We start from the raw sequence: 15,830 nt of genomic DNA, 5'->3' as shown, positions 1-15,830 counted from the left end.
GCCTCCCCCCGCCCCCTGCGCGGGTGGGGGGGGGGGGCGGGGCCCCGGGGGGGGCCGGGTCCCCCCCCGGCGGCGCGGCGGGGGCGCCGGCCCCCCCGCCACCGCCACATGGCGTGAAAGGTGTCGCTCACGCAGAGCCTTCCTCGCGCATGGGCACACGCACGCCCTTGTCGTCCGCGACCGACTCCGCGATGTCGTAACCCGCGTCGACGTGACGGATGACGCCCATGCCCGGGTCGTTCGTCAGGACGCGGCGGATCTTCTCGCCGGCCAGCGGCGTGCCGTCGGCGACCGTGACCTGGCCGGCGTGGATGGAGCGGCCCATGCCGACGCCGCCGCCGTGGTGCAGCGACACCCACGAGGCGCCCGAGGCGACGTTGACCATGGCGTTGAGGAGCGGCCAGTCGGCGATCGCGTCGGAGCCGTCGAGCATCGCCTCGGTCTCGCGGTACGGGGAGGCCACCGAGCCGCAGTCGAGGTGGTCGCGGCCGATCGCGAGCGGCGCCGCGAGCTCGCCGCTCGCCACCATGTCGTTGAAGCGCTCGCCCGCGCGGTCGCGCTCGCCGTAGCCGAGCCAGCAGATCCGGGCCGGCAGGCCCTGGAAGTGGACGCGCTCGCCGGCCATCTTGATCCAGCGGTGCAGGGACTCGTTCTCCGGGAAGAGCTCCAGCATCGCCTTGTCGGTCTTGGCGATGTCCGACGCCTCTCCCGACAGCGCGGCCCAGCGGAAGGGGCCCTTGCCCTCGCAGAACAGCGGGCGGATGTACGCCGGTACGAAGCCGGGGAAGGCGAAGGCCCGGTCGTAGCCGGCCAGCTGCGCCTCGCCGCGGATCGAGTTGCCGTAGTCGAAGACCTCGGCGCCCGCGTCCATGAAGCCGACCATGGCCTCGACGTGCCGGGCCATCGACTCGCGGGCCCGGGTGGTGAAGCCCGCCGGGTCCTTCGCCGCGTACGTGGCCATGTCGTCGAAGTCGACGCCCACCGGCAGATAGGAGAGCGGGTCGTGGGCCGAGGTCTGATCGGTCACGATGTCGATCGGGGCGCCCTCGGCGAGCATCCGCGGCAGCAGCTCCGCCGCGTTGCCGAGCAGGCCGATGGAGAGCGGCCGGCGGGCGTCGCGCGCCTCGGTCGCCAGCGCCAGGGCGTGGGCCGGGTTGTCGGCCTTCACGTCGAGGTAGCGGTGCTCGATACGCCGCTCGATCGCGCGCGGGTCGACGTCGATACAGATCGCGACGCCGTCGTTCATCGTCACGGCGAGCGGCTGGGCGCCGCCCATGCCGCCGAGTCCGGCGGTCAGCGTGATCGTCCCGGCCAGCGTGCCCCCGAACTTCTTCGCCGCGACGGCCGCGAAGGTCTCGTAGGTGCCCTGCAGGATGCCCTGGGTGCCGATGTAGATCCAGGAACCGGCCGTCATCTGGCCGTACATGGTGAGGCCCAGCTGCTCCAGGCGCCGGAACTCCTCCCAGTTCGCCCAGTCGCCGACCAGGTTGGAGTTGGCGATGAGCACGCGCGGCGCCCACTCGTGGGTCTGCATGACGCCGACGGGGCGGCCGGACTGGACGAGCATCGTCTCGTCCTGCTTGAGGGTCCTCAGCGTGCGCACCATGGCGTCGAAGGAGCGCCAGTCACGCGCGGCCTTCCCCGTGCCGCCGTAGACGACGAGCTTGTCGGGGTGCTCGGCGACCTCGGGATCGAGGTTGTTCTGCAGCATGCGGAGGGCGGCCTCCTGCTGCCATCCCAGGGCGCTCAGTTCGGTACCGCGCGGGGCCCGTACGGGGCGGGGTCCTGACATTGGGGATGCCTCCTCCGGCACAACTCCGACGTGCAGTGATGTGAATCGGTTATTCACATCTTGGACCGCTGAATACTTGTAGTCAACAGCTGCGACGGCAGCCCACCCGGTGGTGGGATGGACCCATGGCTTCCCACCGTCGCGATCAGGCCGTCCGAGCCGCCGTCGAACAAGGCCTCCTCTCCCCCGACCAACCCGTCGTCGCCCTCCTCGACACCGCCGGCGTCCGCGCCTCGGCCGCCGCCCTCCTCTCCGCCTTCGCCGCCGTCACCGACGCCCCCGTCCTGCACGCCTTCGCCGTGAAGGCCGCCCCCCTCGTGCCGGTGCTGCGCCTGCTGTACGAAGCGGGGCTGGGCGCCGAGGTCGCGAGCCCCGGCGAGCTGGCCCTGGCCCGCGCGGCCGGCGTCCCCCCGTCCCGTACCGTCCTCGACTCCCCCGCCAAGACCCCCGCCGAACTGCGCCAGGCCCTGGCCCTGGGGATCGCGATCAACGCCGACAACCCCCAGGAGCTGGCCCGGCTCGACGCGCTCGTCGCCTCCGCGCCGACCGCCAGCCCGATCGGACTGCGGGTGAACCCGCAGATCGGCGCCGGTTCGATCGGCGCCCTGTCCACCGCGACCGCCACCTCCAAGTTCGGGGTCGCGCTGCGCGACGAGGGCGCGCGCGAGTCCGTCGTGCAGACCTACCTCGACCGGCCGTGGATGACCCGGCTGCACACCCACACCGGCTCCCAGGGCGTCCCGCTCGCCCTGATGGCCGAGGGCGTCGCGGCGGCCTACGCGCTCGCCGAGGAGATCAACACCAAGGCCGGACGGCAGCAGATCGACACCCTCGACATCGGCGGCGGGCTGCCGGTGAACTTCGACTCCGACGAGGAGACCCCGACCTACGCCGAGTACGCCCGGCTGCTCGCCGCGACCGCCCCCGGGCTGTTCGACGGGCGCTACGCCCTGGTGACCGAGTTCGGCCGGTCCCTGCTGGCCAAGCACGGCACGATCCTGGCCCGCGTCGAGTACACCAAGACCTCCGGCGGCCGCCCGATCGCCGTCACCCACGCCGGGGTCCAGGTCGCCACCCGTACCGTCTACGCCCCCGAGTCCTGGCCCTTGCGCATCCTCGCGTACGACGCCGACGGCAGGCCCCGCACCGGCCCCGAGATCCCGCAGGACGTCGTCCAGGACGTGGCCGGGCCCGCCTGCTTCACGGGCGACATGCTCGCCACGGCCCGCGCGCTGCCGTTGCTCCGGCCGGACGACATCGTCGCCGTACCGGACACCGGCGCGTACTACTTCGCCCATCACTACGCGTACAACAGCCTGCCCCGGCCCGGCATCCACGGCTTCACCGTCACCGACGGAGGAGGCGTCACCTTCGCGACCGTACGCAGGCCCCAGACGCTCGACGAGATCGTCGCCGAGTCGGGCGGCGGCCTCGCCGACGCGTTGCTGGACTGACGCACCGGTGGTTCCGTGGAGCCATGGTTACCAAGAGCGTCGTCGTCGAACGCCGGATCCGGGCCACTCCCGGTCCCGTCTGGGAGACGATGACGGACCTGAAGGGCATGGAGCGGATCCTCAGTGGCGTCGACCGGGTCGAGGTGCTCACCGAGGGCGCCTTCGGGGTGGGCACCCGCTGGCGCGAGACCCGGAAGATGCTCGGCAAGGAGGCCACGGAGGAGATGACCGTGACCGAGAGCGTGCCGCCCGACCGGTACGTGACGGTGGCCGACTCCCACGGCATGCACTACGTCTCGGAGATCGCCCTGCGCCCGGACGGGGCCGACGCGACGACCGTACGGATGACGTTCTCGGCCCGCCCGGCCGACGGCCGCTCCACGGGCCTGCTGACCAGGCTCCTCGGCGGTCTCGGCGTCAGGGCCGTGAGCCGGGCGCTCGCCAAGGACCTCGACGACGTCGCCGCCTCGGTGGAGCGCCGCGGCTAGGGCCCCGCCCCCGTCCCCGCGTCGGGACGAGCGTCCGTACGAGTGACAGGGCGGCGGGCATCAGGCTCGTGCCGCCGGGGCAGGGACCTTTCCATCGGCAAACGGGAAAGGGGTCTCCATGGCCACATCCGCGTCCACCACCGAGCCCGCACAGCCCGCACAGCCTCCGCTCAAGCGCGCCATCGGGCCCAAGCTCCTCATCCTCTTCGTCATCGGCGACATCCTGGGCACCGGCATCTACGCGACCACCGGCAAGGTCGCCGGAAAGGTCGGCGGCGCGCTCTGGCTGCCGTTCGCGATCGGCTTCGTCGTCGCCCTGCTCACCGCCGCCTCGTACGTGGAACTCGTCGGCAAGTACCCGAAGGCGGCCGGCGCCGCGCTCTACACGCAGAAGGCGTTCAAGGTCCCCTTCCTCACCTTCATCGTGGCGTTCATGGTGATGTGCTCGGGGCTCTCCTCAGCGAGCGCCGCGGCCCGGGCGTTCAGCGGGGACTACTTCCAGGAGTTCACGGACGCGATCCCGCCCACCCTCATCGCGATCCTCTTCATCGTCGCCCTCGCCTCGCTCGCGCTGCGCGGGGTGTCGGAGTCCGTGAAGACCAACGTCGTCCTCACCCTCGTCGAGCTGACCGGCCTCCTGATCATCCTCGCGATCGGCGCCTGGGCCGTGCTCACGGGCGACGGAGAGCCCTCCCGGCTCGGCGAGTTCGAGGCGTCCGGCAGCGGTTACGCCCTGATGACCAGCGTGCTCGGAGCCACGGCGCTCGGCTTCTTCGCCTTCGTCGGCTTCGAGGACTCCGTCAACATGGCGGAGGAGACCCAGGACCCGGTCCGCACCTTCCCCCGGGCCATCTTCACCGGCGTCGCCGTCACCGGCACCATCTACGTCCTGGTCGCCCTGGTCTCCTCGCTGCTCGTGGACCACGGGACCCTGGAGGGGTCCAGCGGCCCGCTCCTGGAGGTCGTGAAGGCGGGCGGGGTCGACTTCCCGCCGAAGCTCTTCGCGCTCATCGCCCTGTTCGCGGTCACCAACTCCGCGCTCATCAACATCATGATGGCCTCCCGGCTCTGCTACGGCCTCGCCAACGAGAGGGTCCTGCCGCGCGCGATGGGCAAGGTCCTGAAGAACCGCCGTACGCCTCTCACCGGGATCGTCTTCGTCACCCTCCTCGCCATCGGGCTCGTGTCCACGGGAGAGATCGAGGGCCTCGGCGACACCACCGCGTTCCTCCTGCTGTGCGTCTTCGCCGTGGTCAACATCGCCGTCCTCGTCCTGCGCAAGGACCGGGTGGAGCACGCCCACTTCCGCACCCCGACGGTGCTTCCGGTGCTCGGCGCGATCACCGCCGTGATCCTGGCCAGCCCGCTCGCGGACCGTTCGGCGGACGTGTACATCCGGGCCGGGGTGCTGCTCGCCATCGGCATCGGACTGTGGGTGGTCAACAAGGCCGTGCTGCGGATCCGTCGGGAGGACTGATCATCTGGCATGTTCCGATGGAAAATGCCAGAACTCCTGACGGCGGGCGCGACGTTGAGTAACGTCACCGTCACTGCCGTACGCCCGCGCGCCGCATCGGGAGGGGAGTCCGCGTGCCCGGAATCGACGAGTGCCTGCGGGAGGCCATGGCCGTGCCGGGTGCGCGGGGAGCCTCCCTGGTCGACTGGACCAGCGGGCTCGCTCTCGGCACGGCGGGCGAATCGCCGGTCGGCGACCACGAGACGACCGCCGCCGAGACGGCCGAACTGGCCCGTACGGCGGCCGAGTACGACTCCTTCACGGCCGGGGCGGGGGCCGGGCCCGGGGCGGGGGCCGACGCGGCCGGGGCCGCGGAGTCCTTATCGAAGGGGCCACCCGTCGAGGACCTGATCGTCACCACCCGCGGCGGCTACCACGTCCTCCGCTTCGTCGAGACGGCCTTCGACAGCAGCGTCTTCCTGCACCTGTGGCTGGATCGCGACACCGGGAACCTGGCCCTCGCCCGGATCCGGCTGCGCGACCTCGCCGAGAGGCTGGTCCTCGGATGACCGTCTCTCCGATGCTCACCCGCCTCGCCGCCGAACGCGCCACCGGCGCCCTGCTGCGCGACCACGGCACGCTCTACCTCGCCGAAGGCCGGGTGGTGCACGCCGAGAGCCCCGCCGCCCCCGGCCTCGACGTCCTCCTGACCGCCGGCGGCAGACTGCCCCGTGAGGGCTGGGACGAGGCGGTGGACCGGGCCGGGGCCCGGCAGGCGGTGGGCCGGTTCCTGGTGGAGAGCGGCCGGCTGGGCGACGGCGAGCTGGAGATCTGCCATCTCGAAGCCCTCTTCGACGCGGCGTTCTTCGCGCTCGCACCCGCCGCCGGCCCGACCCGCTTCCGGTACGGCGTGAGCCACTGGCTCGGCACGGTGCGGCCGGTCTCCACCGAGGCCGTCGAGCGCGAGACCGTACGCCGCCGTGAACTCCTCGACGGCGTCTGGCCGTACGAGGCCGTGGACACCGCCCCGGTACGACCCCGCACCCCGGCCCCCGGCCAGACGGCCGGCCCGCGGCAGCGGTCACTGCTGGCCGCCGCCGACGGAGCCCGCACCCCCGCGGACATCGCGCGGCTGCTCGGCCGCCCGGCCTTCCACACCCTCCTCGACGTGCGCCGCCTCGCGGCCGCCGGCCTCGTGGAGACCCCGCTCGACCCCCCGCCGGCCGCCCCGCCCGCCGTGCCCGCCTGGGCCGGCGAGGTCACGGCGGAACCGGACATCGCCCTGCTGCGCCGGCTCCGTGACGCCCTGGAGGCAAGTCCGTGATGCGACGCGCCCTGCGCCTGCGCGCCGAGAGGAGACAACTGATGTCGGCAGAAGCCGAGGTACTCGGCGAGCTGAGACGGCTGCGGGCCCGGCTGCCCCAGCTGACCGGAGCGCTGGCGGCCAGCGCCGACGGTCTCGTCCTCGCGCAGGACGCGGTCGGCGCCGAGACGGAGGCCATGGCCGCGCTGACCGCGGCCGCACTGGGCGTCGGCCGGCGGCTGACCGAGTCCACCGGGCAGGGCGGCTTCCGCGAACTGCTCGTACGGGGCGAGCTCGGCTACGTCGCCACGTACGCGGCGGGCGGCTCGGCCGTCCTCACCCTGCTCGCCGAGCCACGCGTCAACGTGGGGCGGCTTCATCTGGAGGCCCGTCGGTCGAGCGCCCGGATAGGCGAGCTCGTCGACGGGGCGCTGGACCGCACGGACCTGAACTGACCCTCCGCACCCTGCACACCACCGACGAGAAGGAAGTGCGACACCCATGGCGAACACCGAAACGGCCCTCAAGGAAGCCGCCGCGATCGACGGCGCCATCGGCGCCGCGCTGGTCGACTACACCAGCGGTATGGCCCTCGGAACGATCGGCGGCGGCAAGGGACTCGACCTCAATGTGGCGGCCGCGGGCAACACCGACGTGGTCCGCGCCAAGGTCCGGGCGATGGAGATGCTGGGGCTCGACGACGAGATCGAGGACATCCTCATCACGCTCGGCGGCCAGTACCACCTGATCCGGCTGCTCAAGGGGCGCGGCGCCGCCGGTCTGTTCCTGTACCTGGCGCTGGACAAGGAGCGCGCGAATCTGGCGATGGCCCGCCACCGGCTGAAGGGGATCGAGTCGGAACTGGAGATCTGACCGGCTCGCCCGCCGGACCGGACCGCTGCCGGACCGGCTCGACGGGCTCGCCCGGCTCACTCCACGAAGAGGCCGCGGGCGGCCGCCTTCGTGTCGAACTCCTCCAGGCGGGCCTGGGCGTCGGGCAGTTCGTCCGCCATCGCCTCCAGGAGCACCCGGCCGAGCAGCATCGGCGCACACGCCGTGTCGAAGGCGAGCCCGGTGCCGACGGCGGCCGGGATCAGCAGGTCGCTGTGGGCGGCGACGGGCGCGAACGCCGACTCGGCGACGGTCACGACGGTGAGCCCGGCCTTCCGCGCGTACTCCAGGGTCTCCACGACCTCCCGGGGGTGGCGGGGCAGCGCGAAGCAGAGCAGGGCGGTGGAGCCGGCCCGTACGGCCGCGTCGATGCGGTCGGTGAGCATCGAGCCGCCCTCGTCGAGAAGGCGCACGTCCGGGTGGACCTTGGCGGCGAAGTACGCGAAGCCGCGGGCCTGCGAGGAGGCGGCGCGCAGCCCGAGCACGGGCAGCGGCCGGGAGGCGGCGAGAATCCGCCCGGCGCGCTCGACGGGGGCCGGGTCGGCGAGCAGCTCGGCGAGATGGCGCAGGTTCTCGATCTCGGCCAGAACGGCCTGCTGGTACTCGTTGTGCTCGCTGCCCTCCGCCGCGGCCTTCTCGGCGGGCGCGACCTCGCGCAGATGACGGCGCAGGGCGGGGTAGCCGTCGAAGCCGAGGGCGACGGCGAAGCGGGTGACGGAGGGCTGGCTGACGCCGGCGAGCTCGGCGAGCTCCACGCTGGACAGGAACGGCACGTCGGCGGCCCTGCGCACCATGCAGTGCGCGATCCGCCGCTGTGTCGGTGTCAGCCGGTGCCCCTCGAAGAGCGCCTGCAGCCGGCCGGCCGGGCTGTCGCTCACGCCGTCCCCCTTTCGCCTATTCATGCACTAAGAACTCTGCATGAGGATATGCAGTGAGGCAACGGCGAAGTGACCCGGCGCTCTGGCTGATTCTTTTCCCCCAGGGCAGGCCTCGGTGACGGATCCGGTCGGGGCGTTGACACGCTGCCATGCCCTGGTCCAAATTGGCGCCCATGGCCAGGGGGATGAGCCTTTCTTCGCGCCGCTGTTCCGACCTCGAGCGTCAGCGCGGCGCCATCTGTCCGCGCGTCCCGCTCTGATCGCGGACCAGGGCCACGCCCCCTCAGGCTCTCCCCCACATCGCCGCGCGGCCGGCCCACCAGGCCCTTTCGCGTCCACGCGGTCAGCACCGCCCACCCACGTTCAGCACCCCCCTCCCTATCCAGGAGCGAACGTCAGATGCGCGATCACACCCCCACAGCCGTGCGTGACCTGCCCGAACTGACCACCACCCTGGTCGAGATCTCTCGCCAGCTGCACGCCCAGGTCAGCGAAGTGGCGATGGCGCCGCCGGTCCGGCCGGAGGAGAACGGGTCCCTCGTCTACCTGGAGGGCCTGCCCGAGATCAACAGGGCCATCCGGGGCGCCGTCGAAGGCGCCCGCACACAGATACTCACCGCCCAGCCCGACGGCCCGCGCACCAAGTCCGTACTGACCGCGGCCCTGGAGACGGTCCGCGCCCAGCTCGACGCCGGGGTCGCCAACCGCACGCTCTACCAGCACAGCGCCCGCTTCGACGAGGCCACCAAGGAGTACGTACGCCAGGTCACCGAGTACGGCGCCGAGGTGCGCACGCTGCCCGAGTTCTTCGAGCGGCTCATCATCGTGGACGGCACGGTCGCCTTCATACCCGGCCGCGGTGACCGGACCAGGGCCCTGCGGATCACCGAACCCTCGATGGTGCGTTTCCTCAAGGACGTCTTCGAACGGTCGTGGGACCGGGCCGAGGCGTACCCCTTCGTGCCCGCCCGGTCGGTGGAGGCCGCTCCCGAGGTCATCCCCTCCCTGCACGAGTCCATCAAGCAGCTCCTGATCGCCGGCCACTCCGACCGGGCCATCGCCCGCCGCCTCGGGATCAGCGAACGCTCGCTGCAGACCCACGTGGGGCGGATCAAGGCCCATTACGGGGCGGAGAACCGGCTGCAGTTGGGGTACCTGCTCGGCCGGGCCACCACCTGATCCCGGCGTCCCGGCGAGCGACACCCCCTCCCCGGGAGTGCCGCACACCGGAATCGCTTTCCTGCTCCGACGGGTGGGATCCGGCCCGTCGCCTCGCGGATCTACGCCGCCCGGGCGGCCTCCTCGAGGAGTACGGCGAACCTGCGCCGGGCCGCGAGCACGTTGTCGACCAGGACCCGCATCGCCTCGGCGGTGACGTCCCCGCCCTCGGGACCGGGCGGCTCCACCGTGACCTGCCAGCTGTCCCACCAGGTGCCGCCCGCCGCGCTGTCCTGGCCGCGCTCGCGGAAGACCGCCTCGAAGGTGAGGTGGAGGCCCGCGGGAACGGCGGCGCGGAGGCGGATGTTGATGTCGGCCTCGGGCAGGCGCAGCTGGACACGGTTACGGACGAAGGAGGAGCCGACCAGGTCGGGGAGCCGCCCGTCCCACACCGCCGGGGCGAGCCGGGCGGCCAGCCCCTCCACCCGGAAGGCGCCGCGGGTCACGCCGTGCCTCCCGCCGACTTCGGCCCGGTTCCGCGCCGGGTCGAGTTGCGGGCCGCCTCGCGCAGCACGGCGAGGTAGAACGCCGGGTAGCTGCGCTCGACGTGGGCGGCCAGACGGCTGACCTCGTCGTGCCGCTCGCGCAGCCGGTTGATCGCCACCGTCATCACCGCATGGTGTTCGACGTGCAGGTTGTTGCCGTTGGTGTACCAGGTGCTGAACCAACTGCCTTTGATCGACCGGGTGTTGCGCAGCACGTCGGTGGTCTCCGTGTCGCACAGGATGTGCTCGGGCAGCTCCAGGAAGAAGTGCATGGGAGCCGCCACGAGCAGCGGAAGCACCCACAGCTCCAGAACGGGCCCGCCGTATCCGGCGACCGAGAGCGCCACGGCGGCCAGGATGGGCACCACCATCCACCGGTACTCCGCGACGACCTCGCGGCGCCGCCGGTCGGAGATCTCCCCGGCGTCGTACTGCCAGGTCCCCCGCCAGCTGCGCCCGATCTCACGGGCGATCGTGACGAGCCGGCCGTAGTCGAAGGCTCCGCGCAGCAACATGCCCCAGGTGAGCGGGGCGCGGGTGTCGAAGCCGAAGAACTCCGAGTCCTGCGGGGTGCCCAGGTGCTTGTGGTGCTGCAGGTGGCGTACGCGGTAGTGGGTGTACGACACCAGCAGGGGCAGGCCGAGCGGCACACCGACCAGGCGGTGCGGCCGGGCCGAGGTGAACGCGCTGTGGTGCAGGCACTGGTGCTGGAGCTCCACCATGTGCGTGTAGACGGCCGCGAGCAGCACGATCCCGGCCGCCGAGAGCAGCAGCCCGTCGCGCAGGGCGAGGTAGACGCCGGCGGCCGTCAGGGCGGCGGCGACCAGGAGCTTGCCGATGAAGACGGTCTGGTCGTGACGGGTCACCCGGGCCCGGGCGAAGAGCAGCACCGGCTCGACGGTGTCCGGGGAGCTCTGCCGCGGCGGGTCGTTCAGGGATGCGTCGGACCTGTGCGCGGACGGCGCCCGGTCCGGTTCGATCGTCGAATTCTGTGGTCTCTCTGCTGTCGTCATCGATTCCCCCTCGTGTCCACTGCCGGCCAGGTCAGCGCAGTTCCCTCATCGCGTCCCAGATCCGGGCGTAGTAGCCGTTGGCCACCCGCACCCGGGTCAGGACACCGAGGGAGATCTCGCGCAGCAGCTCCGGGGAGTGGTCCACGAGCGGGACGAAGACACCCTCGAACCACTCGGCGCCGTGGTCGGCGTCCACGTGCACGTGGATGCGCTGGTAGTCGATGACGTCCGCGGGGACGCCGAGCCGCAGGCAGCCGTCGACCATCGCCTGGAAGCGGGGCGAGGCGCTCTGCTCCAGGACGCCCATGGCGCCGAGCGCACGAGGGTTGAGGTGGCGGTGGATGCCGTACTGCAGGAGCAGCGCGGCGTTCTCGTACGCCTCGGGGAAGTGCAGGTTGGTGTAGTCGACGCCGGACTTGTCGAGATGGGCGCGCATGTAGCGGGCGGAGTGCTCGAACATGCGCGTGTGCACCTGCTCGATGTTGCCCTCGCCCATCTCGTCCCAGTAGTTCTCGGCGATGGTGAGCTTGGTGTGTCCCTGGGTGCCGATCTGCACCAGCGCCATCAGGTCGTCGAACTTGCTGTCCACCAGCTCCTCGCCCATGAAGAACAGGGCGATCTCGTCGAGCGTGGCCTCCTCGGCGAGGTAGGTGCAGAACTCCGGCTGGGTGTGCCGGTCGGCCGTCGTCAGGAACCAGTCGCGGAACTCCGCGCCGGTGGCGGGCAGGTCCTGGCGGTCGACCTGGCGGTCCTCCCAGGCCAGCCAGGCGTCCTCGATGGCCGTGACGGCAGGGTCGTGGTTGAGGCGCGGGATGGCGGAGAACTCCTCCGGGCCGCCCATGTAGGCCACGTAATGGGCGTGCAGCCGGCGGAGCAGTTTCAGGCGGATTTCGCGATCGTGGGGCCCGGAGGCCGGGAATGCGAGCTCGATGTCCCGCTCGAGGGAATCGGATCCGGTTTCCTGCGTGACAGCGAATGCGGTAGCCATGACCAAGGTCCTTTCTCGGCTTTCGGTATTCCACGGAGACTCTGCCGTGGGCAGGGCGGCCGAGAAAGGACTCCGATGGTTCAGATCACCGCAGTGCGGGAAATCAGGGGATGGTCAGGCGGGGCCGGTGGCCGACTTTTCCCTGGTCGCCGCGTTTTCCCCCGCGATGAGGTCCGGCGGGGCTCCGGGCACCAAACCGGTAGCGGATCTTCCGGATTCCACATCCGTTTCATCCGCGCGTTTTCCGGTCTTCTCGTTGGCGACCACATAGACGCCGGTCACCACGAGCACCATTCCGGCCAGGTGGTAGGCGTGCAGTTCCTCGCCGAGCAGCAGCACGGAGAGGATCGCCCCGCTGACCGGCGTGAGCGCCGTGAAGGCGGCCACGACCGCCGTGTCGACGCTGTCCAGGCTGTCGTACATGAGGACCACGGCCACGCCGTTGATGGCGACACCCGTGTAGACCATCAGCGCCCAGGTCTGCCAGGAGATCTGGGACAGTTCGGCCAGGCTGGTCTCCACCGCCGCGGGTCCGAGGAACATCAGCGCGCCGACCACCGACAGGATCAGCGACAGCATGGCCGGCGGGATCGGCCGCGACAGCAGCTTGCCGAAGGTGACGAAGACCGCCTCGCACAGGACGGCGCCCACCAGGAGCAGGGCTCCGAGCACCTCGTTGGAGCCGCCTCCGCCCGAACCGCCCGCGCTGAGCGCGTTGATGCCGGCCGCGCCCAGGACCGCGATCACGATGCCGATCCTGCGGCGTGCCGACAGCCGCTCCCGCAGGAACAGGACCGCGACCAGGCAGATGGAGATCGGGACCATGCCGAGGATGACACCGGCCTCGATCGCGCCGGTGTACTTCACCCCGTACATCGCGAGGACGCTGAACAGGAAGACGCCCAGGAGCGCCTGCGCGAAGATGACCGTGCTGTCCCTGCGGCCCGGCCGTACCCGGCCCGGCGACTTCAGCGCCACGTACACCGCGAGGACCGCGACGGCGCTGACGAGGCGGAAGAACGTGGCCGTGAAGACCGGCACTTCCTCCAGGATCAGCTTGCCCGCCACGAGGTACGAGCCGAGCAGCACGGTCGCCACGGTCATCTTGAGGTGGACGGCACGCATCATGTGACCTCCGTGAGGGGGGCGAGCGCCCGCTCGACGATGGCGGCGGTGTGCACGTCGACGGTGTCGATGACGGGGGCGTCGAACTCCTCGGGACGGATCACCAGAGGCACCTCCGTGCAGGCCAGGACCAGCGCTTCGGCGCCCGCGTCCAGCACGTCGTGGGCGATGCGCGCGAACCGCTCGCGGGTGGCCCGCGAGATGTCGCCCGTACACAGCTCGCGCTCGATGGCCTCCTGCATGAACGCCCGGTCCGGCGGCTCGGGCACCACGACCTTGATGCCCTCGGCCGCGAACTCGTCCCGGTAGAAGGCCTCTTCCATGGAGAACGCGGAGCCGAGCAGCCCCACGGTGGAGACCTTCCGGCGGGCCGCCTCCTGCGCGGTGGCGCGGCAGATGTTGATGAGGGGCAGCGCGACGCGCTCCTCGACGAGATCCGCGAACTCGTGGACGGTGTTGCAACAGATGGCGAAGAAGTCCGCGCCCGACACCTCCAGGCGCCGGGCAGCGGCGGCGATCTCCCCCGCCACCGCGTCACCGTCGCGCGCCGCGATCCATTCCACCATGGGCTGGAAATCCAGGCTCTCCAGGACGATCCGCGGTGAATGTGCTTTTCCGAGCCGCCGGTTGACCAGCCGGTTGATGCGGTCGTAGTAGGTGATGGTCGACGGAAAACTCAGACCACCGACCAACCCGATCTTCAACACCTTGCCGTGATCGGTCATATCGACTCCCGCTCGGACGCGAGTGCGGGCAGGAAGTCCCAGCCGACGTCGTTACTCATGAAATCCCCCTTGGTACCGATGCTTGCCCCGACTGTCCATTCCGGGACAGCCGGCGGAAAGCCCCGTTCATGGTTCGGATTTGCGCAGCGCCCCGGATTTGGCTCATTCCACTCGGTAGATCTGGCCGGTCTGGTGGCCCTCGATGGAACGGACGTAGGCGGCCGCGGCCCGGCGTACCGGCACCGGGTCGAAGCCGGGGAAGAAGTCGCCGTAGGCGTCCAGGGACTCCTCGAAGACCGTGGGGCTGACGGCGTTGATCCGCTGCTCGCGGGGCAGTTCGATCGCCGCGGCGCGTACGAAGGACTCGACCGCGCCGTTGGCGAGCGAGGCGACCGCACCGGTCCGGATGGGCTCCCGGGCGAGGATGCCGGTGATGAGGGTGAAGGAGCCGTTCTCCGCCACCGACGACAGCCCTTGGCGCACCAGCTCGACCTGGCTGAGAACCTTGCCCTCGAACCCGTCGCGCACGTCCTCGGCGGCGAGTTCGCCGAGCCGCTTCCAGGGCACGGTGCCCGCGGCGGAGGCCACCGCGTCCACGCGGCCCACCTGACGGTACAGCTCGGCGACGGACGCCGGATCCGTGATGTCCAGCGCGATGTCGGCGTCCTTGCGCGAGGCGGTGACGACCTCGTGGCCGCGTTCCCGCAGGGCGGTGAGCACGGCCCGGCCCAGGGTGCCGCTCGCACCGACGAGGACGATCTTCTTACGGGGAGTGGTCTGGTCGCTCATACGCCGAGGATGACCCCACCGCACCGTGCAGTCCAGCTACCTTTTCTACCGTACTCGTTAAGCTGTACTCATGATTGATGTGAAGCGCATGGTCATGCTGCGTGACCTGGCCGAACACGGAAAGGTCAGCGCCGTCGCCGATCTCCACGGCGTCACCCCGTCGGCGGTCTCGCAGCAGCTGCGCGCCCTGGAGGCGGAGGCGGGCGCCGCCCTCATGCACCGCGAGGGCCGCGGGGTGCGGCTCACGGCGGCGGGCACCGCGCTCGCCGCGGCGTGCGAGCACGTCCTGGCCGCCCTGGAACGGGCCGAGGGCGCCGTGCGCGCCCTCGACGACGATCTGAGCGGTGAACTGACCCTCGGCTGCGCCCCGAGCGCCCTGATCGCCGTCGCCGCGCCGCTGGCGGCCGAACTGGCCGAGCGCCATCCGCGTCTGGCCCTCCGGATCGTCCAGGCCGACCCGGAGGAGTCGGTGCCGCGGCTCAGGCAGCACGACCTCGATCTGGCCGTGTCGTACCGCTACCACCAGCTCGGTGCCCCGCAGCCGGGCGGCACCACGGCGGTCGCGCTCTTCGACGACCCGCTGGTGCTCGCCGTGCCGGACGCCCGCGCCGACGCGGTGCGGCGCGACGGGCTCGGGGCGCTGCGCGAGACGGCGTGGATCTCCGCGCCGGCGCCGGGCAGCTGCCACGAGATCCTGGTGCACGCCTGCCGCGACGCCGGCTTCACCCCGCGCATCGCGCACACCTACGAGGACCTGCGCTCGGCGCTCACCCTCGTCGCCACCGGCCTCAGCGCGACGATCCTGCCCCGCCTCATGTGCGACGCCCCGCCCCCGGGCGTGACGCTCCTGCCCCTGCCGGGCCGGGGCCGCACCATCGAGGCACTGGTGCGTGCGGGCTCGGAACGCCAGCCCGCGATCGCCGGAGCCCTCACGGCCCTGAAGGCCGTCACGGCCCCCCACCGCCAGCCCGCATGACCGGCCTGGGTGACTCCGGGAGCCCCGGCGAGTGAGCTGAAGGGCGCGCGGCCCTGAACCCGGTCACAGCCCAGCCCCCATGACCGGCCCGGGTCACCCCGTGCGCCCCGGCGAGTGAGCCGAAGGGGCGCGCGGGCGTCGAAAGGGAGAACGCGCGCAGGCCGCGAGGAACGAGCGGGCGAGCACGATCGACCGTCGACGCACGCACAAAGCGCCCCGGAGGCGAACCGAGCCCCAAAAAAATAAGGC

General features: G+C 71.5%; 17 protein-coding genes. 9 read left to right on the top strand and 8 right to left on the bottom strand.

Annotated elements, in window-relative coordinates:
- Positions 1 to 127 precede the first annotated feature (127 nt).
- Positions 128 to 1,792, bottom strand: a complete 1,665-nt coding sequence (hutU, locus tag ABZY12_RS11980) for a urocanate hydratase (protein ID WP_356889175.1) — start codon at positions 1,790 to 1,792, stop codon at positions 128 to 130.
- A 125-nt stretch (positions 1,793 to 1,917) separates the two neighbouring features.
- On the opposite strand from hutU, the gene ABZY12_RS11975 reads away from it, so the two are divergent.
- The 7 genes from ABZY12_RS11975 (at position 1,918) to ABZY12_RS11945 (ending at position 7,366) form a co-directional block, all read left to right on the top strand.
- On the top strand, positions 1,918 to 3,246 hold the full coding sequence (locus tag ABZY12_RS11975) for a diaminopimelate decarboxylase (RefSeq protein ID WP_356889174.1): 1,329 nt from the start codon (positions 1,918 to 1,920) through the stop codon (positions 3,244 to 3,246).
- A gap of 23 nt (positions 3,247 to 3,269) precedes the next feature.
- Complete coding sequence (locus tag ABZY12_RS11970; RefSeq protein WP_356889173.1) at positions 3,270 to 3,734, top strand: SRPBCC family protein; 465 nt, start codon at positions 3,270 to 3,272, stop codon at positions 3,732 to 3,734.
- A 118-nt stretch (positions 3,735 to 3,852) separates the two neighbouring features.
- A complete protein-coding gene (locus ABZY12_RS11965) occupies positions 3,853 to 5,211 on the top strand; it encodes an APC family permease (protein ID WP_356889172.1) in 1,359 nt (452 codons plus the stop codon).
- A gap of 113 nt (positions 5,212 to 5,324) precedes the next feature.
- Complete coding sequence (locus tag ABZY12_RS11960; RefSeq protein WP_356889171.1) at positions 5,325 to 5,759, top strand: hypothetical protein; 435 nt, start codon at positions 5,325 to 5,327, stop codon at positions 5,757 to 5,759.
- Entirely contained in the window at positions 5,756 to 6,514 is a 759-nt protein-coding gene (locus ABZY12_RS11955) for a transcriptional regulator (protein ID WP_356889170.1), read from the top strand. The genes ABZY12_RS11960 and ABZY12_RS11955 overlap by 4 nt, the downstream gene beginning before the upstream one ends.
- Positions 6,515 to 6,555: 41 nt before the next feature.
- Complete coding sequence (locus ABZY12_RS11950; RefSeq protein ID WP_356889169.1) at positions 6,556 to 6,948, top strand: roadblock/LC7 domain-containing protein; 393 nt, start codon at positions 6,556 to 6,558, stop codon at positions 6,946 to 6,948.
- Between the two features lie 46 nt (positions 6,949 to 6,994).
- Positions 6,995 to 7,366, top strand: coding sequence for a hypothetical protein (locus ABZY12_RS11945; protein ID WP_356889168.1), 372 nt, complete (start codon positions 6,995 to 6,997; stop codon positions 7,364 to 7,366).
- Positions 7,367 to 7,422: 56 nt separating this feature from the next.
- Here ABZY12_RS11945 and ABZY12_RS11940 read toward each other — a convergent pair whose 3' ends face one another.
- Positions 7,423 to 8,262, bottom strand: a complete 840-nt coding sequence (locus tag ABZY12_RS11940) for a MurR/RpiR family transcriptional regulator (RefSeq protein WP_356889167.1) — start codon at positions 8,260 to 8,262, stop codon at positions 7,423 to 7,425.
- A 399-nt stretch (positions 8,263 to 8,661) separates the two neighbouring features.
- Here ABZY12_RS11940 and ABZY12_RS11935 point away from each other — a divergent pair, with 399 nt between their 5' ends.
- Positions 8,662 to 9,441 carry a LuxR C-terminal-related transcriptional regulator gene (locus ABZY12_RS11935; RefSeq protein WP_356889166.1) on the top strand — a complete coding sequence of 260 codons (780 nt, stop codon included), beginning with the start codon at positions 8,662 to 8,664 and terminating at the stop codon, positions 9,439 to 9,441.
- Positions 9,442 to 9,542: 101 nt separating this feature from the next.
- Here ABZY12_RS11935 and ABZY12_RS11930 read toward each other — a convergent pair whose 3' ends face one another.
- The 6 genes from ABZY12_RS11930 to ABZY12_RS11905 form a co-directional block, all read right to left on the bottom strand.
- Positions 9,543 to 9,926, bottom strand: coding sequence for a hypothetical protein (locus tag ABZY12_RS11930; protein WP_356889165.1), 384 nt, complete (start codon positions 9,924 to 9,926; stop codon positions 9,543 to 9,545).
- Positions 9,923 to 10,978: a fatty acid desaturase gene (locus ABZY12_RS11925; RefSeq protein WP_356889164.1), complete on the bottom strand. Its 1,056-nt coding sequence runs from the start codon at positions 10,976 to 10,978 to the stop codon at positions 9,923 to 9,925. Before ABZY12_RS11925 ends, ABZY12_RS11930 begins: the two co-directional genes overlap by 4 nt.
- A 31-nt stretch (positions 10,979 to 11,009) precedes the next feature.
- Positions 11,010 to 11,966: an iron-containing redox enzyme family protein gene (locus ABZY12_RS11920; protein WP_356889163.1), complete on the bottom strand. Its 957-nt coding sequence runs from the start codon at positions 11,964 to 11,966 to the stop codon at positions 11,010 to 11,012.
- Between the two features lie 114 nt (positions 11,967 to 12,080).
- Positions 12,081 to 13,094 (bottom strand): DMT family transporter, encoded by a 1,014-nt coding sequence (locus ABZY12_RS11915; RefSeq protein WP_356889162.1) that lies wholly within the window; start codon positions 13,092 to 13,094, stop codon positions 12,081 to 12,083.
- Positions 13,091 to 13,816 (bottom strand): amino acid racemase, encoded by a 726-nt coding sequence (locus ABZY12_RS11910; protein WP_356889161.1) that lies wholly within the window; start codon positions 13,814 to 13,816, stop codon positions 13,091 to 13,093. The genes ABZY12_RS11915 and ABZY12_RS11910 overlap by 4 nt, the downstream gene beginning before the upstream one ends.
- Positions 13,817 to 13,978: 162 nt before the next feature.
- Entirely contained in the window at positions 13,979 to 14,605 is a 627-nt protein-coding gene (locus ABZY12_RS11905; protein WP_356889160.1) for a short chain dehydrogenase, read from the bottom strand.
- Positions 14,606 to 14,675: 70 nt separating this feature from the next.
- Here ABZY12_RS11905 and ABZY12_RS11900 point away from each other — a divergent pair, with 70 nt between their 5' ends.
- Positions 14,676 to 15,581: a LysR family transcriptional regulator gene (locus ABZY12_RS11900; RefSeq protein WP_356889159.1), complete on the top strand. Its 906-nt coding sequence runs from the start codon at positions 14,676 to 14,678 to the stop codon at positions 15,579 to 15,581.
- Positions 15,582 to 15,830 lie beyond the last annotated feature (249 nt).

It is taken from the genome of Streptomyces sp. NPDC006551 (assembly GCF_040611675.1).
GTDB lineage: Bacteria > Actinomycetota > Actinomycetes > Streptomycetales > Streptomycetaceae > Streptomyces.
This window is presented reverse-complemented; position numbering and strand designations above follow the sequence as displayed.